The sequence below is a fragment of the Streptococcus dentiloxodontae genome, from assembly GCF_053206925.1.
Genome location: NZ_JBRUHR010000004.1, coordinates 51525 through 75391 on the forward strand (window position 1 = coordinate 51525; position 23867 = coordinate 75391).

The following is a 23867-nucleotide window of genomic DNA, read 5'->3' on the forward strand; positions in this document are numbered from 1 at the left end:
TTTTTAGATAGAATTCCTGTACGGACTTGAAAGCGAGGCCGCTAATGAACGACAGTATCATTGTACATAAAAAATCATCTGCTTCTTGGTTTTATTTCATTGATTCTTTGCTATTTACAGCACTCAGCATCTACTTCACTTTCTGTTTTCCAATCGAACTTACGGGAGGCAAGCAACTCCTCATAAACATCTTAAAACCTGTGTTTTTCTTTGGTATCTTCTTTTTTGGAGGCTGTACATTCTTTTGTATCAAGAGGCTCTTCAATCCCAAGCCTATCTTGCAAGTTGATGAAAGCGGAATCACTGATACATCATCTGCCTTGGCTATCGGTCATATTCCTTGGAGAGATATTTCTGATGTACAATTAACTCATTATTTCAATCAAACTTTTATCTCTGTTGCTGTAAAAGACGAAAAGCAGTACCTCTCTAAAATGAACTTCCTGCAAAAACAGGCAACCAAAACCAACATGAAAATGGGCTTCCCTCTGGTAAATATTACACTCAATACCAGCGGAGTAGACCCTGAGGCTATTTTTCTTCAAATAAAAGAACGCTACCGAGATAGATACGACCCACAGTTATGCGAAAGTAACAATGTTACTTAGTTATTCATTTAAAGCTTTACACAGAAAATTGTTCTGTCCGCTACATTTTAAAATCCTGTCCCATGACATTATTCAAATAAAATCAAAATGAAAAGAAACCCTATACAAGGGTTTCTTTTTAACTTATCATGCCGATTGTAGGGATCGAACCTGCGACCTACGCGTTACGAGTGCGTTGCTCTACCAACTGAGCTAAATCGGCTTCACAAAGACTATTCTATCATTTTTAGATAGAAAGTCAATTTTATTTTTAAAAAAATGAAGAGACAATAGCTATTTCAATAGTTCTGTTAAGCAAGACACTGCGCTAAGAGCATAAAGCGGAGCAGTTTCTGTTCGCATGATGCGGGGACCAAGGCCAACGGTGACAGCCCCAGCCTTCTCAAAGGCTTGAATTTCCGCTGGTGAAAGGCCGCCCTCCGGACCGAAGATGAAGAGCAGCTTTTGTCCTTTTTCGGCTGTCGCCAGTTCACGCGCCAAAGCTGCGCTTTCACCTTCTTTGGCCGATTCTTCGTAGGCGACCAAGATTTTGTCAAAATGCGCCAGCTGGGCCAAAAAATCAGCCTTTTTCTCAAAGAGGTTGATCTGCGGAATGACATTGCGTTTGGATTGTTCGGCTGCGCCTTGGACGATTTTCGTTAATTTCTCGGTTTTCTTAGCTAGTTTTTTGCTGTCCCATTTAGCCACTGACCAGTCAGCTGGAAAGGCCCAGAGAGCTGACGCTCCCAGTTCGGTTGTTTTTTGCGCTAGAAATTCTAATTTATCCCCTTTGGGAAAGCCTGAGGCAATGGTGACTTGGACGGGCAATTCCACATCATCTGGCAAGGTTTCTGTCAGTTCAAAAGTGTGAGCTGCGCTGTCTGTGACTTTCGCCAAATGCTTGACCCCATCATCAAAAACCAGCACTACTTTATCGTCTTTAGACAAGCGCATGACCTGAAACATGTGCTTAATGGTATCCTTATCGGTAATGGTGACCAGCTTGTCAGCTTTGCCATTTACAAAATACTGCTGCATCTATCCTCCAATCACGCCTGAAATATCGTCTGTTTTCTTGAAGACAAGAGCATTCCACTCGCCCTGAATCATGTGGGTTTCGAGGAAAAAGCCTGCGCTATAAGCCGCTTCGAGAACGCTATCTAATTTTTCCGAAATAATGCCAGACATGATAAGGTAGCCCTCGTCCTTGACCAGACGGTAGGCATCCTCAGTCAGATTGACCAAAATGTCTGCTAAAATATTAGCCACAATGATATCCGCTTCAAGCTCAACACCCTTGAGCAAATCACCAGTTGCTACATGAATGTTATCTGTACCAGCATTCAAATCAATGTTTTCCTGAGCCACGCGCACGGCCACATCATCAAGGTCGTAAGCGTAAATGTCCTTGGCCCCTAGAAGAGAGCTGGCTATGGAGAGTACTCCTGAGCCGGTTCCCACATCAATGACTGTCTCACCGCCGCGCAAAACTTGCTCCAAGGCGAAAAGGCTCATCTTGGTGGTCGGATGGGTACCCGTGCCAAAAGCCATGCCGGGATCCAGTTTGATAATTTTTTCGCCTGCTTGTGCTTCATAATCGGTCCAAGACGGCACGATGGTTAAATCATGCGTGATACGAGCAGGTTCATAGTATTTCTTCCAGTTTTCAGCCCAGTCTTCCTCGACCAATTCTTGAGTGGACAGTTCTACCTGACCAGTCTGCAGACCAAAATCAGACAGCTCAGCCAAGCGTTCATTGACCTGTCTCGTAATGGCTGCCATATCCGCTGTTTCGGGGTAGTAGGCTGTGATAGTGACCATTTCCACCTGCTCTACTTCTGGGAAAAGCTCGCCATACTTGCCAACTTGACCAAGATAATCCGCACTGTCATCAATAGCCACCCCTTGGCTGCCGCATTCAATTAAAATATTGGAAGCCGCTTCTTCCGCCTCACGATTGACTGTGATGGTTAGTTCTTGCCATGCGTTCATGTTGTTTTTCTTTCTAGAATCTGTATCATCATCCTGATAGTAGCTTAAATACCTCACCTATTAGCTATTAATGGTATAACTACTTATTCCAATGTCTAATATCATATCTTCAATGTTCCTTTGTGTCAAATCATCAAAGGCATAAAATGTCCATTGTGCATATGGAAATTGATGATTGAGGTATTCAAAATAAGGAAAATCAATTGCGCAAGAGTGACCATACACAATAATTTCGTTTATTTCATAGTTACTAAGAAATTTTTCTACAAGTCCAATTTGAAACTCTTTTTTAAATGATTCAACTTTATTAGCCAAATTTTCATAAGCAGTTCTAACATAGTAGTCCTCAAGACTATTAATATATTCTCTCAAAGCAACTTCTCTATACGGTCCCCTTCCTTTTTTACGTACATCATCTTGAATATTATCAGGTAAAAAATTACCTTCTGGATAGCCTAACAATAAATTATTTTCTCCAACTTCCCCATGAATATGTAAAACTCTTTCTGCTTTAATACCATAAATTTGTTCAAGAGTGTGAGTATAATTGAAATTAATAAATAAATCTTCTTTATAAAACATCCTCTTAAATTTTCTCTGAGGATTGATATTACAAAGAGCGTCTTCTGCTTGACTAGCAAATTCATTTAATGACTCCTGCAAATTTCCACTCATATCTGCTTGAAGAATAATTTCATCACGGTCACTTTCTCTATCAGACAAATAATCAGGATAATATCCATCGAATATATTCGATAAAGCATTAAAATCAGGTTTCGCTAATAAATTTTCAAAATCAGACCAGATATCGTCATCCTCTGATTGATAGAGATCCCAAAAATACGGATTAGCTTCATTCCTTTCAGCAATTTCTTTGAAATCTGGATCAAATCTAGTCGGTAGGCCATGAGCAAGATCAAAACCATTGCCAATTAGTAATAATCTATTTCTCATTTTATTTCTCCCTAATACCTCGGATACGGGTAAAACTCCGTCTCTTCCAACTCTGCTTTTCCCTTGTCAAAGGCTTCTTCATCCCAAACAATCACAAAATCTTCAGCTTCTGGGTTTTCCAGAAAGTCCATCAAATCACTGAGTCCTTCTGTGGCTGCATCATTCAAACATTCAGCAAAGTAAGCCAGAAACTCACGTGAGAGGCCCTTTTTAGGCTCGTAGGGGATGGTCACTAGGTAGTCGTCCGCATCAAACTTGGACTTGGTAGGATTGTAGAAAAGCACATAGTCCTCAAAAACAATATCTTCGCTGGAAACCTCACCGCTGTCATCTACCGTTTCAATACTATTTGTGTTTTGTGCTTCCAGCACAAAGGTCAGCTCAACCGTGTGATTTTTCTTGTTCCAATCGATTGCATAGTCAAATGAAAAGTGCTTGTCCATTTCTTCTTCTAGCACCGATAAAAAGCCATATTTAGCCATAATCACTCCTTTTCAGTAAGGTATTCTCTTCATTTTAGCATATTTTCTTTTAGAATAAGCTGACGCTATTTAAAAAACAAAGCAGAAAATCTGCTCTGTCAGTAGTTTTAATGGGCATTTTCTACCGCAGCTGTCACAAATGCGGTGTAAAGTTCTTCTGCACGATTAGGACGACTTTGCAATTCTGGGTGATATTGAGCTGCCACAAAGAATTTTTTATCTGACAATTCAACAACTTCCATCAAACGGTTGTCTGGCGACACACCTGAGAAAACAAAACCTGCCGCTTCAAATTGTTCACGGAATGCGGTATTAAACTCATAACGGTGACGGTGGCGGCGCTGAACAACTTCTTGATTATTATAGGCAGCAGCAGCCTTAGACCCAGGCTTTAATTTACAAGGATAAAGCCCCAGACGAAGCGTTCCTCCCATGTCTTCAATGTCTATCTGGTCCCGCATAATATCAATAATTGGATAGTTAGTCTTTGAATCAAGTTCTGTTGAGTTAGCACCCTCCATATTTAAAACATGACGGGCAAATTCAACACAGGTCAGCTGCATGCCAAGACAGATACCTAACATAGGCACATCATTTTCACGCGCATAGCGGATAGCTTCAATTTTACCTTCTGTTCCACGCTGGCCAAAGCCGCCAGGCACAATAATACCATCAGCATTTCCAAGGAGTTCTGCTGCATTTTCTCTGGTAACATCATTGGCATTAATCCATTGAAGGTCAATAGCAGAGTCGTTGACATAGCCTGAATGCTTAAGAGCCTCAACAACTGAAAGATAGGCGTCAGGTAATTCAACATATTTCCCAACAAGAGCAATTGTGGTCGTTTTCTTAAGAGAAAGCACCTTGTCAACCATAGCAGACCAGTCTGTCATATCTGCTTGCGGTGCATCAATTTTAAGGTGGTCACAGACGATTTGATCCATATTTTGTGCCTGCATGTTAAGAGGCACCTGATAGATATGATCAACGTCCAAAGACTCAATTACCGCTTCTGGAGCAACGTCACAAAACTGTGCCAATTTGTTCTTGATATTTTGTCCAGCAGGCTGCTCGGTACGAATAACCAGCATATTAGGCTGAATACCAAGACCTCGCAATTCTTTAACAGAATGCTGAGTTGGTTTAGTTTTCATCTCTCCAGCAGCTTTCAAGTATGGTAAGAGAGTTGTATGGATATACATCACATTATCTGCACCGACATCAGCTTTCATCTGACGAAGAGCTTCTAAAAATGGCAGGCTTTCAATATCCCCAACTGTCCCGCCAACTTCGGTAATGATAATATCTGAATCCGTCGTAGTAGCTGCACGCTTAATTTTCTCTTTCAAAGCATCCGTAATATGAGGAATAACCTGAACTGTTGCGCCGAGGTATTCTCCTTTACGTTCCTTACGGAGCACTTCATTATAAATTTTACCCGTTGTTACATTTGAATATTTATTGAGATTGATATCAATAAAACGCTCATAATGCCCAAGGTCAAGATCTGTTTCAGCTCCATCATCCGTGACATAAACTTCGCCGTGCTGGTAAGGGCTCATTGTCCCTGGGTCAATATTAATATAAGGGTCAAATTTTTGAATTGTGACCTTTAGGCCGCGATTCTTTAGCAGACGCCCTAAACTTGCTGCCACAATTCCTTTCCCTATTGAAGAAACCACGCCACCAGTGACGAAAATATACTTTGTCATGAAACACTCCTTCTGATTTGCATTATTGATGATTTTTTGGGGAACAATAGCTGAGCTATCTTACATCAATTTATAAAATAAAAAATGACTCCCGAGATTTGTCTCTGGGAGCCTTATATCTGACCTCTCTAAAAGAGGTGCCCGATAAATAGTCTAAACTATCTGTGACTATTTGTCAATGAAAATTATTCTTTTAAATCATCTTCTGAGTAGTCATCTTCATCATCGTCTTCATCATCACTGATTTCAACATCATCCTCAATATCGTCTTCATCTGGAATAATTTCATTCAGTTCTGAATCGTAAGACTCTACCTCAGACTGCTCATCGTCTTCAGTATCATTGTCATACTCAAGATTATCAGTATTTGGTGTAAACCCTTCATCTTCTGGGTCATCATCATTATAATCAATCGCATCTTCATCGCCGTCCATAAAGGCATTGACTTTCTTATTCTTACGTTTAGGCGCACCTTCTTCCTCTTCTTCAAGAGTAATAATTTCTTCATCAATTTCATCAATGGCGTACCAAGAGCGTAAGCCCCACTTGTTATCACCAAGCGGGATAAAGCTGCCATCAGTATTCAAGTCAGAATAAAAGAATGGCAGAGCTTCACGAATAGAGGCATCTGATTTTTCCAAATAGTTTTGAATTTCATTGACCAAGTCACTAAAATACATTTCATTATCACGACCGCGCGTTTCAAGGATAGCGCGAGCCACTTCAATCATTGATAGTTCACTTTTTTCTTGTCCAGCAAATACGTCTAGTTCCAAAGTGGGTCTCCTTTATTGTCACCTCAGCTGTCAAACAGCCTTGTAATCATTTTTTCACTGTCTTCTATTTTACGCTAAAAAGCTGCTTTCGTCAAAAGAAATATCAGATAGAACTGACCAAGCCTTACTGAAAAAACCAGCTGGCTAAACCACCTGATTTTTCATGTCAATAATTATTTAACTTTTGCTGAGCTTGTAATAGCTTCCACAGCCTTTTTCATAGTGATATCATGTTTTAACATATCAGCTGAGAGAAGCGTACGAACTTGTGCAGCATCCATATTGTATTCAGCTGCAAGATCTGTAATTTCTTTTTCGATTTCTTCGTCTGTAGCATCAAAATCTTCTACCTTAGCGATTGCTTCAATGACAAGATTTGTTTTTACACGACGATCTGCATCGGCTTCATACTGTTTATGGAGGTCTTCTTCTGTAGTACCAGTCAGTTGATAGTACATTTCCGGAGAAATACCTTGACGCTGCATATTGCCCATAAATTCGTTCATAGCACGATGCACCTCATCGTGTATCATTTCTTCTGGCAACTCAACAATTTCAGCATTTTCAACGGCTAACTCAAGCGCAGCACCTTCAACGGCGTCATCATAAGCAATCTCTTTAGCTGCTTCAAGCTCTTTACGATACTTAGCTTTAAGCTCTTCAAGTGTTTCTACTTCTTCATCAATATCTTTGGCTAATTCATCATCAAGTTCAGGAACTTCTTTGGCTTTAACTTCATGAACAGTTGTTTCAAATTTAGCTTCTTTACCTGCAAGATCAGCTGCTTGGTAATCTTCTGGGAAAGTTACGTTAACTTCAACTTTGTCACCAGCTTTACTTCCAACTAACTGTTCTTCAAAACCTGGAATAAATTGACCTGAACCAAGCTCAAGAGAATGGTTTTCACCTTTACCGCCGTCAAATTCTACACCATCAATTGAACCAACAAAGTCAATCACAACTGTGTCGCCATTTTCAGCTGCACTATCTTTAACAGCAAGTTCCGCAAGATTGTTACGTTCGCGTTCGACTTTTTCATCAACTTCTGCGTCTGTAACTTCTTTAGTAGCATCTACTGAGACTTCAAGGTTTTTATAGTCGCCGAGTTTCACCTCTGGTTTGGTAACGACCTCAGCAGTAATCGTCCAGTCCTGACCTTTTTCCATTGAAGCAACATCAATCTTAGGCTGGGCAACAACATCAAGTTCAAGCTCAGCAACAGCTGCTTCATAAGCCTCTGGCAAGATGCTGTTTAAAGCATCTTCATAAAGTGCTTCTTCACCAAATTTTTGATTGAAGACAGCACGTGGTATATGGCCTTTACGAAATCCTGGAGCATTTAATTCTTTTTTAACTTTATTGAAAGCTTTATCAAGGGCAGGTGTAATCTTATCTTGTGTAATTGTAAATGTAATAACACCACGATTAGTGGCTTTGTTTTCAAATGATGCAGTCATTTGTTGAATTCTCCTTAAAATATAGATACAGTTTAGTTTACCATAATTTATGGGCTTTTGAAAGTTTTTTCTATATTTTATCTCATGGTAAAGTCTTTACTTTTTTCAAAATTAACGAGCAAACAATAACTTCCTATTTTTCTTTTAAGCTTTTTTTGTTAGACTATAATCATGACATTTATAGAAAAATATATTAATCAGTTTAATCCCGAACAAATTCTTATGGACCTTGTATCCAAGGGAATCAGCCTGCTGCTATTACTGTTTGTTTTTCTTCTCAGTAAAAAGCTCATTGATCTGATTTGTAAGTATACAATTGAAAAATCCCTAGCTTGGACAAGACAAAGCCCTGCACGCCAAAAAACCATCAGTCGATTAATTCACAATATTTTGAGTTATGCTCTTTATTTCTTCTTAATGTATTGGTTACTTAGCATTATCGGTGTCCCCATCTCAAGCCTCATAGCAGGAGCTGGGCTAGCTGGGCTGGCTCTTGGTTTAGGAGCCCAAGGATTTTTGTCCGACGTTGTTAATGGTATCTTTATTCTTTTGGAAAATCAATTTGAGGTGGGTGATTCCGTTGAAATCGGAGCCGTTTCTGGGAATGTGTCCAGTGTTGGCATCCGAACAACCCAAGTCCGTGGATTTGATGGAACACTGCACTTTATCCCTAACCGCAATATTACTATTGTTTCAAATAAATCCCGTGGTGATATGCGTGCTCAGATTAATATTCCCATATTCGCCCACACTAATATTGAAGAGCTCAATCAAATCATAAAAGACGTTAACGAAGAAAATGTCCCCAACTATCCAGAAATCATTGGTAGTCCAAACATTCTTGGACTTAAGACGAATCCGTCTGGACAGCTTGTTTTCCGTATTGATATCTTTACACAAAATAGCCAGCAGGATAAAATTTATTCTATTTTTTTCCGTCTTTATCAAACAGCTATCCTATCGCATGGTATAACTCTCCCAACACTGCTGCCATCTGCTTCCAGCCCAACTGTATCTAAACCTACATTAGGAAAGTAATGAATAAATTTAGTTCACAGGAGCAATTCTTTACAGCTTCTGTTTTTTTTAGATTCAATAACTCTTAAACACAGACAGAAAAAAGCAATCCAAATGGATTGCTTTGATAATTATTAATTGATTCTTCTTCCGCTTATGCTTTGCCTTCTGAACCAAATACATCAATACGTTCTTCAACAGCATCTTGAATAGCTTTGACACCATCAGCCAAGAATTTACGTGGGTCGAAGAGTTTTTTCTTATCGTATTCAGCTTCGTTTGCTTCATAAGCAGCTGCAAATTTACGAGTAGCATTAGAGAAAGCAATTTGACATTCAGTATTAACGTTAACTTTAGCAACACCGAGTTTGATTGCAGCACGGATTTGATCATCAGGAATACCTGAACCACCGTGAAGAACGATTGGGAAACCTGGAACAGCTTCTGTCAACTTCTTCAAGTGATCAAGATCAAGACCTTCCCAGTTTGCTGGATATGGACCATGAATATTACCAATACCAGCTGCCAAGAAGTCAATACCAGTAGCAACCATTGCTTTAGCGTCTTCGATTGGTGCCAATTCACCACGTCCAACGATACCGTCTTCTTCACCACCGATAGTACCAACTTCAGCTTCTACTGAAATACCTTTAGCATGTGCTTTTGCAACAACATCCTTAGCTTTTTCAAGATTTTCTTCAACTGGAAGATGTGAACCATCAAACATGATTGAAGTGTAACCAACTTCGATACATTCAAGAGCATCTTCATAATGACCATGGTCAAGGTGAATAGCAACTGGTACAGTGATACCCATTGATTCTACAAGAGTTTCGATAAGTACTTTACAAAGCTTGTAGCCACCCATATATTTGGCAGCACCCATAGAAGTCTGGATAAGTACTGGAGCTTGTTTAGCCTCTGCCGCACGCAAGATTGCTTGTGTCCACTCAAGGTTGTTTGTGTTAAATCCACCAACAGCATAACCATTGTCACGAGCTGCTTGAACGAATTTTTCTGCTGAAACGATTGCCATTTTAAAGGCCTCCTCTTATTTTTTGGGTTTGAACCCGTTTACAAGTTTATTCTATCACAATTACCCATAAAATACCAGCCCTGCCTATAGTTGAAAACGCTTTGTTTTTCGGATAATTGAAAAGAACTCATATAGCAGAAAAGTTTTCAGAGAGCAATTTTATTGTCCGGCCTACGATGATTGCATTACTTATGCAACAGAAGATGAAGAGTTTTATTTACCCTTGCCCGAATATTCCTCTTAAATTATATAAAAAAGCAGGGATAAGCACCCTGCCTCACTCTGCGGAAAGAGGGACTTGAACCCTCACGACCTAAAGCGGTCACAGGATCCTTAGTCCTGCGCGTCTGCCAATTCCGCCATTTCCGCTAACAACAGACATAATTATATCAGTTTAAACCTGTCTATGTCAATACTTTTTTACTAAAAAAATTACAAAAGAGCAAGCCTTGCTTCCAAAGGTTCCAAATACACCTCTTCACCCTTCTGGCGAAGCTGTAAACCTTCTCTAGCACACACTAGTAGTTCTTTAGCTACTGGCAGAGCAGGCTTTATCTGATCAGCTGCAAGGCTTTTTTCAGAAAAAAGACGGCGCATAGCAGGATAATTATAATCATATCTTGCAAAAAAATCTGTTTTTGCCAGAACTTTTTCAAATTTAGACAGATTGACCAACAAGCCAAGATGAAAAGCTGCTGGTGCAAAAGTTCGATCAAATGGCTGAGTACAGACGCTACGGAATTCCACTGTCCCTCTTTTAGTTAGATCCTGATACTGATAAGACCGATGTTCCTTGAAATCTTTTTCACAGGGCGCTAGAAAAGCTTCTCGTCCATCAATAGACCAAGACTTTATTTTTCCATATTCTAGGTAATCACAAGCTCTTATAGGCTCAAAATAATAAGTACTGCCCTCCCGATCAGCTGTAAAAATTGCAGTCTTGGACAAATAGGAAAAATAGTCCTCTTCATTTTTAAAATCTCGAGGAAAAACACCTGCATTTTCAGGAAAAACACCATGCATAGAATTTTCCCAAAAGACATCTCTTGAAATAGTCAAATTCCAATCCGAGCCCCAAAATTCCGAATTCGCAAAGAGAAGAGCTTTTATTGGTTCAATTTTATTAAACGCATTGATGACACGGATGAAATTATTCTGTGAAACGTCCAATTGTACTTGGCTCCCACAGATAAAAGCACCATATTCCGGATAAGCATGAAAAAAAGAATCCTTTTTCTTCTTAGACAGAGCCAAATAATCCATTAGCATTTGATAACGCGGTGACTTAACCCCTGAATTATCATTTAGTGCCCAACTGGGATTGACCCCCCACCCCTGCAATTCATGCTGAAATTGTCTTAAATAACCCTGAGTCAGCTTAAGGTAGTTATTAAATCGTTCTTCCACCTCACTAATTTGCTCAGCTTTTCCAAAAGCAAACTCAATAGTGTTATAAGAGACTTCAAAGAGAATCAAATCTTCTGTAACGGGGTCAGCAATCTGGATAGGATTGCCATTGTCATCACACTTATCTATATTAAAACCTAGTCTATCTGAAAGGTAAACTAAAAGAGCTTTGGTTAAATTAGTATCCGTTTTTTCTCCTTGCAAATTAACCACAGGGAACTCAAGTTCAATACCAATATATAGCTTTGGTTCTTTTTTTATAGGCTCTAAATAGCGTTCCTTTAGTAATTGAATTGCTCTTGACATAGTAATCCTCTCATTTATTTTTTCTATTATAACAAAATCATGACTATTTGCAAAAAATGAAAAACGCCTGCTTACGAAAGTATTCTCATTTGAAAATATTTTCGTAAACAAGCGTCACATGCTTATTTATTCCCATTTTTATGATGAGTGTTCCCGCTGAGAAGAATTTCCCAGCGGTAGACCAGAGCTAGACTAAGAAAGACAAAGTCTTTCCATCATCATAACACTCAACAAAATTGATAAAAATTAAACAAGTTCGATGATTGCCATTGGGGCAGCATCGCCACGACGTGGTTCAGTTTTCAGAATACGAGTGTACCCGCCTTTACGTTCTGCATAACGAGGCGCAATATCTGAGAAAAGTTTTTGAAGAGCTGTTGTTGAAGTATACTCATCTGTTTCTTCATCATAACTTTCAGATGCAATTTCATTACGAACAAATGCAGCTGCTTGACGGCGTGCATGCAAGTCACCACGTTTACCAAGAGTAATCATTTTTTCAACTGTTTTACGGATTTCTTTGGCACGCGCTTCAGTCGTTACGATTGATTCATTGATGATAAGATCAGTAGTCAAATCACGAAGCATCGCTTTACGCTGTGAGCTTGTGCGTCCAAGTTTACGGTAAGCCATGTTATCCTCCTATTTTATTATTTATCATTTTTTAGCCCAAGACCAAGATCAGCCAATTTCACCTTAACTTCTTCAAGAGATTTACGGCCAAGGTTACGGACTTTCATCATTTCAGGCTCAGTTTTTTCTGTCAAATCATGAACAGTATTAATTCCAGCACGTTTCAGACAGTTGTATGATCGTACAGATAAATCAAGTTCTTCAATTGTACGGTCAAGAACTTTTTCATCATTTACTTTTTCTGTTTCTTTCATGACATCTGTCGCTTTGGCAACATCAGTAAGATCAGTAAAGAGATTTAAGTGTTCAATCAAAACACGAGCTGACAGCCCAAGAGCATCTTCTGGAATAATTGTGCCATTTGTCATGATTTCAATAGTCAACTTATCAAAGCCATCGTTGCTACCAACACGGGCAGGCTCAACTTGATAGTTCACTTTTTTTACAGGCGTATAGATAGAATCTACAGCCAGTGTTCCTACTGGTGCATCATCTCGTTTATTTTCTTCTGCAGGAACATAACCGCGGTTAGTTGCCACTGTCATGGTCGCTTTTAAAGAAGCACCTTCAGAGATTGTAAAGAGATAATGATCAGGATTTACAATTTCAATATCGCTATCTGTCAAAATATCACCGGCAGTTACTTCTGCAGGTCCTTGAACATCCAGCTCAATTTGTTTTTCGTCTTCGACATAAGATTTTACAGCAAGTCCTTTAATATTAAGGATAATCTGCATCACATCTTCGCGGACGCCTGGTACAGTATCAAACTCGTGGAGTACCCCATCAATTTTAATTGATGTTACTGCAGCACCTGGAAGTGATGACAAGAGTACACGACGAAGAGAGTTACCCAAAGTTGTACCATAACCACGTTCTAGCGGTTCAATGACAAATTTGCCATAATCTTTATTTTCATCAATTTTTGTTATTATTGGTTTTTCAAACTCAATCATTTTTATACTCCTCGAAACGAATCTTGTGTACTATTGTGGATAATGATTACACACGACGACGTTTTGGAGGACGAGCACCATTATGCGGCACAGGAGTTACATCACGAATTGCTGTTACTTCAAGACCAGCAGCAGCAAGAGCACGGATAGCAGACTCACGACCTGAACCTGGACCCTTAACAGTCACTTCAACTGTCTTAAGACCGTGTTCTTGTGCAGATTTAGCAGCAGCTTCTGAGGCCATTTGAGCAGCAAACGGTGTTGATTTACGTGAACCTTTAAAACCAAGAGCGCCAGCTGATGACCATGCCACAGCATTACCATGCACATCTGTAATCATAACAATAGTGTTATTAAATGTAGCGTGAATATGAGCAATACCAGATTCGATATTCTTTTTCACACGACGTTTACGTGTTGGTTTAGCCAATGTTTTTACCTCCTATTTTATTTTTTCTTACCTGCAATCGCAACAGCTTTACCTTTACGAGTGCGAGCATTATTTTTAGTGTTTTGTCCGCGGACAGGAAGTCCACGACGGTGACGAATTCCACGATATGAACCAATTTCCATCAAACGTTTGATGTTAAGGTTTACTTCACGACGGAGATCACCTTCAACTTTAATACCATCAACTTCACGACGAATAGCGTCTTCTTGATCTGTCGTCAAATCTTTAACACGGATATCCTCTGAAACACCAGCTGCCGCTAAGATTTTTTTAGATGTAGTGAGACCAATGCCATACACGTATGTTAATGAGATTACTACACGTTTATCGTTTGGAATGTCAACTCCAGCAATACGAGCCATGATTTCTCCTTTCTATATTATTATCCTTGACGTTGTTTGTGTTTTGGATTTGTCGGACAAATTACCATAACACGGCCGTTACGGCGAATAACCTTACAGTATTCGCAAATCGGTTTAACCGATGGTCTTACCTTCATGTTTTAATCCCTCCAATTATTTCGATTATTTAAAGCGGTATGTGATACGTCCACGTGTTAAATCGTAAGGACTCATCTCAACTGTCACACGGTCTCCGACCAAGATACGAATGTAGTTCTTGCGGATTTTCCCAGAAACGGTTGCCAAAATCTGGTGTCCATTTTCTAATTCAACTGTAAACATTGCATTAGGCATTGTCTCAACGACTTTACCTTCAATTTCAATCACGTCTTCTTTTGCCACGCAAAAGTACCCCCTAAATTTCGATTTGATGTCCCTTGAGTGCACAAGGGTAACAATTATAAGTCAGACTAAAGTATTATATCACGCTTTAGGTCGCTATGCAAGTAAGTTTTATTAATTATTAAAGCGATGAAATCGCTTTTTTTACATCTGCAAAAACATCTGAAATTTCTTGATTGCCCTGAATATCTGAAACTAGACCAAGTTTACGGTAATGATCTAAAATAGGCTCTCCTTGGGCAATATTAACATCCAAACGGCGTTTTACTGTCTCTGGTTTATCATCTTCGCGTTGATAATAATCCTCTTCATTATAGTCTGTTGGTGGATTAAAAACCTTATGATATGTTTCACCTGTTTTGCGATTAATAATTCGACCGCTTAAACGTTCCACAAGACTTTCTGGATTCACATCAATATTAATAACGCCATCAAGCTTGATATTTAACTCCTTCAACGTATCATCCAAAGCATGAGCTTGTTCAATGGTACGTGGATAACCATCAAGCAAAAAACCTTTTTCAGCGATATCCGATTCAGCTAAACGGTCTTTCACAATACCGTTAGTCACTTCATCAGGAACTAGTTCTCCTTTATCAATATACGATTTTGCTAAAGTTCCCATTTCGGTTTGATTGGCAATAGCTGCGCGAAACATATCTCCTGTTGAAATATGTACAACTCCAAAAGTTTCGACAATTTTTGCTGCCTGTGTCCCTTTACCAGCACCAGGAAGTCCCATAATTAAAAGGTTCATCTTACAAACTCCTTATATTGTTTTCAAATAAATCTGTCAAATCAACTGACAAACTTATTCCAAAACAAAATAGAAGGGAGGATGATTTTCCGTCCCATCATATTTTGTTTGATAGCATTACTTAATCTTCGAGATTCATGAAGCCAACATATTGCCGTTTTAAGAGATATCCTTCAAGCTGTTTCATCCCTTCAATTCCCGTTGAAATCAAAATCAACAAAGAGGTTCCTCCAAGCGCAATAGAGCTTGATAAGTTCATAGCCTGCTGCGCAATAATTGGAGTTAAAGAAATAAATGCAAGGAAGACTGCTCCGATTGTTGCTAATTTTTTTAGCAAAGATGACATAAACTGCTCTGTTTCACGTCCCGGACGCACACTTGGAATATAAGAACCATTTTTCTGAAGATTTTCAGCCGTCTTTTCAGGATTCACTTGAACAAAAGTATAGAAGAATGAGAATACAATAATCAATAAAGCATAGATCATCATTCCACTAGGAGTTGTATAAGAAAAGAGTTCCTGTAACCGAGACAGCCAAGGTACATTTTGAAAGAATGGTAAAACTGTACTTGGAATGGTTGTAATCGAGCTAGCAAAGATAACAGGAATAACTCCAGCAGGATTCACCTTCAAAGGAAGATAAGAACTTGTTGGAGCACCTTGAACCAACTTAGTATACTGAATTGGAATCTTGTACTCTGCTTGCTGAACAAATGTCGTAAAAAAGACAATAACAAGGGCAGCAAATGCTACTAGAGCAACAATAACCCCCGAACGAATCATATCTTCAGAACGAATATTAACAAAGAAGTCTTCATAGATCGTTGAAAACATATTAGGAATCGAGGCAATAATACCTGAAAAGATAATCATTGATACCCCATTACCAAATCCTTTATCAGTAATTTGTTCACCTAACCAAGTCACAATCATACTTCCAGCGGTTAAGATAGAACCAATCAAAATATAGGTTGATATATTGGGTGTTTTAACCAATGATACCGCTGAAAGTGTATTAAAGGTGCCTGTAATCCCCATGGATTGACCAAACGCTAAAACAAGAGTAATATAACGTGTCGCCTGATTCAATTTACGACGGCCTACTTCCCCTTGCTTGCTCCACTCTACAAACCTAGGATAAATATCCATCTGCAAAAGCTGAACAATAATGGATGCTGTAATATATGGACTAACCCCCATCGAAAAGATTGAAAAGTTACTCATAGCATTACCAGAAACCAAGTTAAGCATATTGAGGAAAGGTAAGTCACTTAATTGTTCCAGACTTTCAGCATTAATTCCGGGAACCGTGATATGTGTCCCTACTCGAAAAACGAAAATAATAAAGATTGTAAAGAAAATCTTATTGCGAACGTTTTTGACTTTTAATGCGTCTTTTAATAGTTTAAAAAACATATGGGTTACCCCTCGTTAAATGACCTCGATTGAGCCACCTTTTGCAGTAATTGCCGCCTCAGCAGATTTTGAGAATTTAGCTGCTTTAACAGTCAATTTTTTAGTCAATTCGCCGTTACCAAGAATTTTAACACCTGATTTTTCTGCACGTACAATCCCAGCTTCTTTGAGGACAACTGGAGTTACTTCAGTTCCATCTTCAAAGACATTTAATTGTTCAAGATTAACAAGTGCGTATTCTTTAGCATTGATATTCGTGAAGCCACGTTTTGGAAGACGACGGAAAAGTGGAGTTTGTCCACCTTCAAATCCCAGACGGACACCGCCGCCACTGCGTGCTTTTTGACCTTTTTGACCACGGCCAGCCGTCTTACCATTACCAGACGAAGTTCCACGTCCCACACGGTTGCGAACCTTACGTGAACCCTCTGCAGGTTTCAATTCATGAAGTTTCATTATTTTTTCTCCTTTATTTTGCAAAATGCTCACGCCTTTAACTAGGGAAAAGGACTCCAGTTAAAAACTCGCCTATGCAATTAATACTACACTTAAGCCGCAAGTTTCCTTACGACCTAAATGATTTATTTAACATCTTCAACAGTTACCAAATGTGTGATTGCATTAACCATTCCACGAATAGCAGCATTGTCTTCTTTAATAACTGAAGAGTTTAATTTACCAAGTCCAAGGGCAACAACCGTTTTACGCTGTTCTGGCTTACGGCCGATTGGAGACTTAGTCAAAGTAATTTTAATTTGAGCCATGATGTTCTCCTTTCTTATGCCAAGTCAGAAATTGAAATGCCACGCAAAGCAGCAACTTCTTCTGCACGTTTAAGCTGTTTCAAACCTTCGACTGTTGCACGAACAATATTGATCGGGGTATTTGAACCAAGTGATTTAGATGTAATATCTGCAACACCGGCCAATTCTACAACCGCACGAACAGCACCGCCAGCAGCAACTCCAGCCCCTTCAACAGCTGGTTTCAACAAGACACGAGCGCCGCCAAATTCTGAGCGAACTTCGTGAGGAATTGTTGTTCCAACCATAGGAACTTCAATAAGATTTTTCTTAGCGTCTTCGACTGCTTTACGAATAGCTTCTGGTACTTCTTGAGCTTTACCAGTACCGAATCCGACACGGCCATTACGGTCACCAACAACAACAAGAGCTGCAAAACGAAGACGACGTCCACCTTTAACAACTTTTGTAACACGGTTGATAGCAACAACGCGTTCTTCAAGTTCTACTGCATTATCTTTAAATGCCATTATTAAGTGTCCTCCCTATTAGAATTTCAATCCGTTTTCACGAGCTGAATCAGCCAAAGCTTTCACACGCCCATGATAGAGATATCCACCGCGGTCAAACACCACTTCAGAAATACCTTTAGCTACTGCGCGTTCTGCAACAAGTTTACCAACAACAACGGCTTGTTCTGTTTTAGTTCCCTTTGAAACTTCCTTGTCAAGAGTTGAAGCACTTGCGAGCGTTACACCCGCTACGTCATCAATCACTTGAGCGTAGATGCCTGTATTAGAACGGAAAATGTTCAAACGTGGGCGATCAGCAGTTCCAGAGAGTTTTCCGCGAACACGACGATGGCGTTTTTGGCGGAGTTTATTTTTATCTGGTTTCGAAATCACAATTTTCACCTCTTATTTAGAATAATTGCTCTAGGAGCAAATGATAAATTTAAATTGAAGCTCTCTAAAAAGAAAGTCAAAATATTATTTACCTGTTTTACCTTCTTTACGACGTACGTATTCACCAACGTAACGGATACCTTTACCTTTATACGGTTCTGGCGAACGAAGTCCACGGATATAAGCAGCTGTCTGACCAACAACCTCTTTATTGATACCGCTAACGATAATTGAAGTTGCAGATGGTACTTCAAAAGTAATGCCTTCTGGAGCATCTACTTCATCTTGGTGAGACTTACCAACAGAAAGTACAAGTTTTTTCCCTTGAAGCTGTGCACGGTATCCAACCCCACGCATTTCAAGTTCTTTCTTAAACCCTTCAGAAACACCGACAACCATGTTGTTCAGGTTAGCACGTGAAGTGCCATGGATTGTTTTGTTTTCCTTTGAATCATTTGGACGATGAAGTGTTACTTCAGCACCATCAATTTTAATTTCAATGTTTTGATTAAACTCACGAGTGAGTTCGCCCTTAGGTCCTTTGACAGTGACCACATTATTATTGTTAGTTACTTCAACACCTGCAGGCAATGTAATTACTTTATTACCAATACGTGACATAGTATTTGTTTTCTCCTGTTAAATTATCAGGCCGCTTAAGCGACGAGTTTTCACGGGGCACTCATGATACAAAGGGCGTTAAGAAGTCAAAGTAAAAATAGGAATCCTGACGAAGAAGCCAAAGCTTCAAGGAAGGATTATCTTTTTTACACAGACTTTAGCCCGTGTTCAAATGAGCATTTTTGATAATTAGCACGATACTTTTCAAATCAGACGAAGTGATTTGAACACAGACTATGAACGACCGTCTAAAATAAATAAATTTTCTTGTTTGCTAGCAAACCGCAAAAGTTTCCTAATTTTAGACTGTTCATGACGCCTTTTGTATCATGATTTTACCAAACGTAAGCAATAACTTCTCCACCAACATTCTTTTGACGAGCTTCTTTATCTGTCAAAAGGCCTTCTGATGTAGAAATAATCGCAATCCCAAGACCATTAAGTACTTTGGGAACATCTTCACGTTTTGCATAAACACGAAGACCCGGTTTTGAAATACGTTTTAAATTGGTAATGACACGTTCACCATTTTGTCCATATTTAAGGAAAACACGGACGATACCTTGTTTGTTGTCTTCAATAACTTCAACGTTTTTTACAAAACCTTCACGTTTAAGGATTTCAGCAATCCCCTTTTTAATGTTTGATGCAGGAACTTCAAGCACTTCGTGTTTTGCTTGGTTAGCATTACGAATACGTGTCAAAAAGTCTGCAATCGGGTCAGTCATAACCATTTTTAAATTTCTCCTCTTACTAGTAGTTTGAACATTTCACTTGCTAGTTAATTCATGATACAAAGAGCGCTAAAAGCCAACGCAAAAAATAGGAAGCTTGATGAAGAAACTCTGGTCTCTGCGATAGATTCTCTTTCCCGCACAGATTTCATCTTCATCCTATGTCCAAATCAATAAACAAACTTTGTATCGATATGATATATATAATGTTAATTAATTTTGAGCACGGACTAAACGTCCTTGCGTCATATTTTTAACTGAGTTCGAGCTTGTAACCTTGGTAAAGAAAATAGGCTCTCTCATCTTTACTGTGGTTGCTTAATGCTCTTACATTTTAATTTACCAAGAAGCTTTGGTAACACCAGGGATTTGACCTTTATATGCCAATTCACGGAAGCAAACACGGCAAAGTTTAAACTTGCGGTAAACAGAATGCGGACGGCCGCATTTTTCACAACGAGTGTAAGCTTGCGTAGAAAACTTCGCTGGGCGTTTGTTCTTAGCAATCATAGATTTTTTAGCCAATTTATTTCCCTCCTAGATTATTTTGCAAAAGGCATTCCAAGGCCTGCAAGTAATTCACGTGATTCTTCATCAGTGTTAGCAGTCGTTACGATAACAATATCAAGACCACGCACTTTATCAACATCATCAAAGTTGATTTCTGGGAAAATCAATTGTTCTTTCACACCGAGTGTGTAGTTACCACGTCCATCAAATGATTTTGTTGGAACACCATGGAAGTCACGCACACGCGGAAGTGATACAGAAACCAATTTATCTAAAAATTCGTACATACGTTGACCACGAAGGGTAACTTTTGCACCGATCGCCACACCCTCACGAAGACGGAAGCCAGCGATTGATTTCTTAGCTTTAGTAATCAATGGTTTTTGACCTGAAATAAGCGCCAGCTCAGCAGCAGCTTTTTCAAGAGTTTTAGCGTTATTCACAGCTTCACCAACACCCATGTTAAGAACAATTTTCTCAACCTTTGGCACAGCCATAACTGAAGAATAGTTAAATTTTTCAGTTAAAGCAGGAATTACTTCGTTAGTGTATTTTTCTTTAAGACGATTAGCCATTTAATACTTTCTCCTTTCCTTCGTGATTAATCAAGCACTTCGCCTGATTTTTTATTGTAACGAACTTTCTTGCCGTCAACAACTTTATAACCTACACGTCCAGCCACACCATTTTTATCAAGAACTTGAACATTTGAGGCATGGATTGGCGCTTCTTTTTCCACGATAGCACCTTGAGGATTTTCGTTGTTTGGTTTTTGATGTTTTTTAATAATAGCTACACCTTCAACCACAACTTTGTTTACTTTCGGAAGAGCTTTAAGAACAACAGCTTCTACACCTTTGTCCTTGCCAGCAATTACGCGAACTTTGTCGCCTTTTTTTACAAACATGAGTTTTTTCTCCTATTATTTCTTACGCCCTAAGGGCACCCTAATGACAATTAGGGGACTAAGTTTGTTTTAAATTAAAGTACTTCTGGTGCCAAAGATACAATACGCATATAGCCGCCTTCACGCAATTCACGTGCAACAGGCCCAAAAATACGAGTTCCGCGAGGTGTTTTGTCATCACGAATAATAACAGCTGCGTTATCGTCAAACTTGATGTATGAACCATCTGGACGGCGAGCCCCAGTTTTTGTGCGAACAATAACTGCCTTGACAACATCACCTTTTTTAACCGCTCCACCAGGAGTGGCTTGTTTAACAGTCGCAACGATCACGTCACCGATGTTAGCGAATTTACGTCCTGAACCACCAAGAACTTTGATGGCCAAAATTTCACGGGCACCGCTATTATCAGCAACTTTCAAGCGAGTCTCTTGTTGAATCATTCCAATTTTCTCCTTTTAGTTTGATTAGATAATAACAGCTTCTTCCACAATTTCTACAAGACGGAAACGTTTTGTAGCAGATAGTGGGCGAGTTTCCATGATGCGTACGATATCGCCTTCTTTAGCAGTATTGTTTTCATCATGTGCCTTATATTTTTTAGAATAGTTGATACGTTTACCATAGACTGGGTGGTTACGCTTTGTTTCAACTACAACAGTGATTGTTTTATCCATCTTGTCAGATACGACACGTCCAAGAAGGGTTTTACGTTGATTACGTTCCATTATTTAGAAAACTCCTTTCCCAATCTATTTAATTTCAGATTGCACAGTTTTAACACGTGCAATTTGCTTTTTCACTTCGTTCAAACGGGCAGTTTGATCAAGTTGACCTGCTGCAGCTTGGAAACGAAGGTCGAAAAGTTCTTTCTTAAGTTCGCTTTCTTTCTTAGCAAGTTCCTCTTGAGAAAGTCCACGAAGCTCTTTAACAAAATCTTTAATTTCTTGAAGTTTCATGTTTTCTCCTTATTCTGCTTCACGTTTTACGAATTTAGTCTTAACTGGCAATTTATGACTAGCGAGACGAAGTGCTTCACGAGCAACTTCTTCGGGAACACCAGCAATTTCAAACATGACTTTACCACGTTTAACTGGTGCCACCCAGCCTTCAGGTGCCCCTTTACCAGATCCCATACGTACCCCGATAGCTTTAGCGGTGTATGATTTGTGTGGGAAGATTTTGATCCAAACCTTACCACCACGTTTCATATAACGTGTCATAGCAATACGGGCAGCTTCGATTTGGCGGTTTGTTATCCAGTGGCTAGTAGTAGCTTGAAGGCCATATTCACCGAATGCGACTTCCTTACCACCTTTAGCTTCACCGCGCATTTTTCCACGGAATTCGCGACGGTGTTTAACACGTTTAGGTACTAACATTTGTTATTTGCCTCCTTTAGTGTTTTTACGAGCTGGAAGAATTTCACCACGGTAAATCCAAACTTTAACACCAAGTTTACCGTAAGTAGTATCAGCTTCTTCCCAAGCGTAATCAATATCGGCACGAAGCGTATGAAGTGGAACAGTTCCTTCTGAATACCCCTCGGCACGTGCGATATCTGCACCGTTCAAACGACCAGATACTTGGGTCTTAATTCCCTTAGCACCTGCACGCATTGTCCGTTGGATTGCTTGTTTTTGAGCACGACGGAAAGCAACACGCTGTTCAAGCTGACGAGCGATATTTTCACCAACAAGATGAGCATCCAAATCTGGTGATTTGATTTCAACAATGTTAATGTGAACTTGTTTTCCAGTTAATTTGTTGAGTTGAGCACGAAGGGCATCAACATTTGCTCCACCTTTACCGATAACCATTCCTGGTTTTGCAGTGTGAAGTGAAACGATGACTTTATTTACAGCACGCTCAATTTCGATTTGTGAAACTGAAGCATCTGCTAATTCTTTTTGGATGAATTTGCGGATTGCCAAATCTTCATGAAGGTAATCTGCGTATTCTTTTTCAGCATACCATTTCGCATCCCAGTCACGGATGATTCCGACACGCATACCAATTGGATGTACTTTTTGACCCACGAGTTTACCTCCTTATTATTGTTCCGCCACAACTACTGTAACATGAGTTGTGCGTTTATTGATTGGTGAGGCTGATCCTTTCGCACGCGGACGGAACCGTTTCATGGTTGGTCCTTCGTTAGCGAATGTTTCAGACACTACCAAGTTAGCTTTTTCCAAACCGAAGTTATTCTCAGCGTTTGCAATTGCAGAGTTAAGTGTTTTCTCAACAATGCGCGCTGCTTTGTTTGGAGTAAATTTCAAGATTGCGATTGCATCAGCAACATTCTTACCACGGATAAGATCAAGCACAAGACGTGTTTTACGAGGTGAAACACGCACTGTACGAGCCATTGCTTTAGCTGAAGTAATTTCTGCCATTGTGTCTTCCTCCTATTAACGACGTGTTTTCTTATCGTCAGCTGCGTGACCTTTGTAAGTACGTGTTGGTGCAAATTCACCAAGTTTGTGACCTACCATGTCTTCTTGGATGTAAACAGGAACATGTTTACGTCCATCATAAACTGCGATAGTGTATCCGATGAAACTTGGGAAAATCGTTGAACGACGTGACCAAGTTTTGATGACTTTTTTCTTTTCGTCATTTGCCTGAGCTTCAACTTTCTTCATCAAATGCTCATCGACGAAAGGTCCTTTTTTAAGACTGCGTCCCATTTTTTAGTTTTCTCCTTTAAATATGTACCACAGCGGCTTGGGGCAGGACTGTGTCCTACTTACCCTACCGA

At 39.5% G+C, this 23867-nt stretch carries 35 protein-coding genes and 2 tRNA genes; 2 read left to right on the top strand and 35 right to left on the bottom strand.

The features are described 5' to 3' along the window. Positions 1-44: 44 nt before the first annotated feature. Positions 45-608 carry an STM3941 family protein gene (locus ACVRZ8_RS03775; protein ID WP_447447988.1) on the top strand — a complete coding sequence of 188 codons (564 nt, stop codon included), beginning with the start codon at positions 45-47 and terminating at the stop codon, positions 606-608. Positions 609-737: 129 nt separating this feature from the next. On the opposite strand, the gene ACVRZ8_RS03780 is transcribed toward ACVRZ8_RS03775, so the two are convergent. The 8 genes from ACVRZ8_RS03780 to tig all read right to left on the bottom strand — a co-directional run bounded on the left by ACVRZ8_RS03780 (position 738) and on the right by tig (position 7960). Next, a tRNA-Thr gene (locus ACVRZ8_RS03780) sits at positions 738-810 on the bottom strand. Positions 811-881: 71 nt separating this feature from the next. Further along, on the bottom strand, positions 882-1625 hold the full coding sequence (locus tag ACVRZ8_RS03785; protein ID WP_447447989.1) for a 16S rRNA (uracil(1498)-N(3))-methyltransferase: 744 nt from the start codon (positions 1623-1625) through the stop codon (positions 882-884). Then, positions 1626-2579 carry a 50S ribosomal protein L11 methyltransferase gene (prmA, locus tag ACVRZ8_RS03790; RefSeq protein ID WP_447448046.1) on the bottom strand — a complete coding sequence of 318 codons (954 nt, stop codon included), beginning with the start codon at positions 2577-2579 and terminating at the stop codon, positions 1626-1628. A gap of 60 nt (positions 2580-2639) precedes the next feature. After that, positions 2640-3533 carry an AbiH family protein gene (locus ACVRZ8_RS03795; RefSeq protein ID WP_447447990.1) on the bottom strand — a complete coding sequence of 298 codons (894 nt, stop codon included), beginning with the start codon at positions 3531-3533 and terminating at the stop codon, positions 2640-2642. A gap of 11 nt (positions 3534-3544) precedes the next feature. Next, the gene (locus ACVRZ8_RS03800; protein ID WP_447447991.1) at positions 3545-4015 is read right to left on the bottom strand and encodes a DUF3013 family protein; all 471 of its coding nucleotides are present in this window, start codon (positions 4013-4015) and stop codon (positions 3545-3547) included. A 107-nt stretch (positions 4016-4122) separates the two neighbouring features. Then, a complete protein-coding gene (gene pyrG, locus ACVRZ8_RS03805; protein WP_447447992.1) occupies positions 4123-5727 on the bottom strand; it encodes a CTP synthase in 1605 nt (534 codons plus the stop codon). Between the two features lie 185 nt (positions 5728-5912). Further along, complete coding sequence (rpoE, locus tag ACVRZ8_RS03810) at positions 5913-6503, bottom strand: DNA-directed RNA polymerase subunit delta (RefSeq protein ID WP_447447993.1); 591 nt, start codon at positions 6501-6503, stop codon at positions 5913-5915. A gap of 173 nt (positions 6504-6676) precedes the next feature. Next, a complete protein-coding gene (gene tig / locus ACVRZ8_RS03815) occupies positions 6677-7960 on the bottom strand; it encodes a trigger factor (RefSeq protein WP_447447994.1) in 1284 nt (427 codons plus the stop codon). Between the two features lie 171 nt (positions 7961-8131). Between tig and ACVRZ8_RS03820 the strand changes: the two genes are divergently transcribed. Then, a complete protein-coding gene (locus tag ACVRZ8_RS03820) occupies positions 8132-8998 on the top strand; it encodes a mechanosensitive ion channel family protein (RefSeq protein ID WP_447447995.1) in 867 nt (288 codons plus the stop codon). A 133-nt stretch (positions 8999-9131) separates the two neighbouring features. On the opposite strand, the gene ACVRZ8_RS03825 is transcribed toward ACVRZ8_RS03820, so the two are convergent. The 27 genes from ACVRZ8_RS03825 to rpsS form a co-directional block, all read right to left on the bottom strand. Continuing rightward, entirely contained in the window at positions 9132-10013 is an 882-nt protein-coding gene (locus ACVRZ8_RS03825; RefSeq protein ID WP_447447996.1) for a class II fructose-bisphosphate aldolase, read from the bottom strand. 283 nt (positions 10014-10296) lie between these two features. Next, a tRNA-Leu gene (locus ACVRZ8_RS03830) sits at positions 10297-10382 on the bottom strand. A gap of 63 nt (positions 10383-10445) precedes the next feature. After that, entirely contained in the window at positions 10446-11726 is a 1281-nt protein-coding gene (locus ACVRZ8_RS03835) for a glutamate-cysteine ligase family protein (RefSeq protein ID WP_447447997.1), read from the bottom strand. A gap of 246 nt (positions 11727-11972) precedes the next feature. Continuing rightward, positions 11973-12359 carry a 50S ribosomal protein L17 gene (rplQ, locus tag ACVRZ8_RS03840; protein WP_447447998.1) on the bottom strand — a complete coding sequence of 129 codons (387 nt, stop codon included), beginning with the start codon at positions 12357-12359 and terminating at the stop codon, positions 11973-11975. Between the two features lie 17 nt (positions 12360-12376). Beyond that, positions 12377-13315: a DNA-directed RNA polymerase subunit alpha gene (locus ACVRZ8_RS03845; RefSeq protein WP_447447999.1), complete on the bottom strand. Its 939-nt coding sequence runs from the start codon at positions 13313-13315 to the stop codon at positions 12377-12379. A 46-nt stretch (positions 13316-13361) separates the two neighbouring features. Next, positions 13362-13745, bottom strand: a complete 384-nt coding sequence (gene rpsK, locus ACVRZ8_RS03850; RefSeq protein ID WP_002887520.1) for a 30S ribosomal protein S11 — start codon at positions 13743-13745, stop codon at positions 13362-13364. Between the two features lie 17 nt (positions 13746-13762). Continuing rightward, a complete protein-coding gene (gene rpsM / locus ACVRZ8_RS03855; RefSeq protein ID WP_447448001.1) occupies positions 13763-14128 on the bottom strand; it encodes a 30S ribosomal protein S13 in 366 nt (121 codons plus the stop codon). 20 nt (positions 14129-14148) lie between these two features. Further along, complete coding sequence (gene rpmJ / locus ACVRZ8_RS03860) at positions 14149-14265, bottom strand: 50S ribosomal protein L36 (RefSeq protein WP_000868345.1); 117 nt, start codon at positions 14263-14265, stop codon at positions 14149-14151. A gap of 25 nt (positions 14266-14290) precedes the next feature. Beyond that, positions 14291-14509, bottom strand: a complete 219-nt coding sequence (infA, locus tag ACVRZ8_RS03865) for a translation initiation factor IF-1 (protein ID WP_001040189.1) — start codon at positions 14507-14509, stop codon at positions 14291-14293. Positions 14510-14630: 121 nt separating this feature from the next. After that, the gene (locus ACVRZ8_RS03870; protein WP_447448002.1) at positions 14631-15266 is read right to left on the bottom strand and encodes an adenylate kinase; all 636 of its coding nucleotides are present in this window, start codon (positions 15264-15266) and stop codon (positions 14631-14633) included. Between the two features lie 121 nt (positions 15267-15387). Further along, entirely contained in the window at positions 15388-16683 is a 1296-nt protein-coding gene (gene secY / locus ACVRZ8_RS03875) for a preprotein translocase subunit SecY (RefSeq protein WP_447448003.1), read from the bottom strand. Positions 16684-16698: 15 nt separating this feature from the next. Next, positions 16699-17139, bottom strand: coding sequence for a 50S ribosomal protein L15 (gene rplO, locus ACVRZ8_RS03880; RefSeq protein ID WP_447448004.1), 441 nt, complete (start codon positions 17137-17139; stop codon positions 16699-16701). A 125-nt stretch (positions 17140-17264) separates the two neighbouring features. Next, the gene (gene rpmD / locus ACVRZ8_RS03885; protein ID WP_447448005.1) at positions 17265-17447 is read right to left on the bottom strand and encodes a 50S ribosomal protein L30; all 183 of its coding nucleotides are present in this window, start codon (positions 17445-17447) and stop codon (positions 17265-17267) included. Positions 17448-17461: 14 nt separating this feature from the next. Further along, positions 17462-17956: a 30S ribosomal protein S5 gene (gene rpsE / locus ACVRZ8_RS03890; protein ID WP_447448006.1), complete on the bottom strand. Its 495-nt coding sequence runs from the start codon at positions 17954-17956 to the stop codon at positions 17462-17464. An 18-nt stretch (positions 17957-17974) separates the two neighbouring features. Then, positions 17975-18331 (bottom strand): 50S ribosomal protein L18, encoded by a 357-nt coding sequence (gene rplR, locus ACVRZ8_RS03895; RefSeq protein WP_002885810.1) that lies wholly within the window; start codon positions 18329-18331, stop codon positions 17975-17977. An 84-nt stretch (positions 18332-18415) separates the two neighbouring features. After that, the gene (rplF, locus tag ACVRZ8_RS03900) at positions 18416-18952 is read right to left on the bottom strand and encodes a 50S ribosomal protein L6 (protein ID WP_447448007.1); all 537 of its coding nucleotides are present in this window, start codon (positions 18950-18952) and stop codon (positions 18416-18418) included. 335 nt (positions 18953-19287) lie between these two features. Next, entirely contained in the window at positions 19288-19686 is a 399-nt protein-coding gene (rpsH, locus tag ACVRZ8_RS03905; protein ID WP_447448008.1) for a 30S ribosomal protein S8, read from the bottom strand. 339 nt (positions 19687-20025) lie between these two features. Continuing rightward, positions 20026-20211, bottom strand: a complete 186-nt coding sequence (locus ACVRZ8_RS03910) for a type Z 30S ribosomal protein S14 (protein WP_001085697.1) — start codon at positions 20209-20211, stop codon at positions 20026-20028. A gap of 17 nt (positions 20212-20228) precedes the next feature. Next, on the bottom strand, positions 20229-20771 hold the full coding sequence (rplE, locus tag ACVRZ8_RS03915) for a 50S ribosomal protein L5 (RefSeq protein WP_447448009.1): 543 nt from the start codon (positions 20769-20771) through the stop codon (positions 20229-20231). Between the two features lie 26 nt (positions 20772-20797). Next, positions 20798-21103: a 50S ribosomal protein L24 gene (gene rplX / locus ACVRZ8_RS03920; protein WP_447448010.1), complete on the bottom strand. Its 306-nt coding sequence runs from the start codon at positions 21101-21103 to the stop codon at positions 20798-20800. Between the two features lie 74 nt (positions 21104-21177). Then, positions 21178-21546, bottom strand: coding sequence for a 50S ribosomal protein L14 (gene rplN / locus ACVRZ8_RS03925; RefSeq protein WP_447448011.1), 369 nt, complete (start codon positions 21544-21546; stop codon positions 21178-21180). Positions 21547-21570: 24 nt separating this feature from the next. Continuing rightward, the gene (gene rpsQ / locus ACVRZ8_RS03930) at positions 21571-21834 is read right to left on the bottom strand and encodes a 30S ribosomal protein S17 (protein WP_447448048.1); all 264 of its coding nucleotides are present in this window, start codon (positions 21832-21834) and stop codon (positions 21571-21573) included. Positions 21835-21855: 21 nt separating this feature from the next. Then, the gene (rpmC, locus tag ACVRZ8_RS03935; protein ID WP_447448012.1) at positions 21856-22062 is read right to left on the bottom strand and encodes a 50S ribosomal protein L29; all 207 of its coding nucleotides are present in this window, start codon (positions 22060-22062) and stop codon (positions 21856-21858) included. A gap of 9 nt (positions 22063-22071) precedes the next feature. Continuing rightward, on the bottom strand, positions 22072-22485 hold the full coding sequence (gene rplP, locus ACVRZ8_RS03940) for a 50S ribosomal protein L16 (RefSeq protein WP_003029477.1): 414 nt from the start codon (positions 22483-22485) through the stop codon (positions 22072-22074). Positions 22486-22488: 3 nt separating this feature from the next. Then, positions 22489-23142 carry a 30S ribosomal protein S3 gene (gene rpsC / locus ACVRZ8_RS03945; protein WP_447448013.1) on the bottom strand — a complete coding sequence of 218 codons (654 nt, stop codon included), beginning with the start codon at positions 23140-23142 and terminating at the stop codon, positions 22489-22491. A 15-nt stretch (positions 23143-23157) separates the two neighbouring features. Further along, entirely contained in the window at positions 23158-23502 is a 345-nt protein-coding gene (rplV, locus tag ACVRZ8_RS03950) for a 50S ribosomal protein L22 (protein ID WP_447448014.1), read from the bottom strand. A 15-nt stretch (positions 23503-23517) separates the two neighbouring features. Further along, positions 23518-23796: a 30S ribosomal protein S19 gene (rpsS, locus tag ACVRZ8_RS03955; protein ID WP_000533765.1), complete on the bottom strand. Its 279-nt coding sequence runs from the start codon at positions 23794-23796 to the stop codon at positions 23518-23520. Positions 23797-23867: the final 71 nt, after the last annotated feature.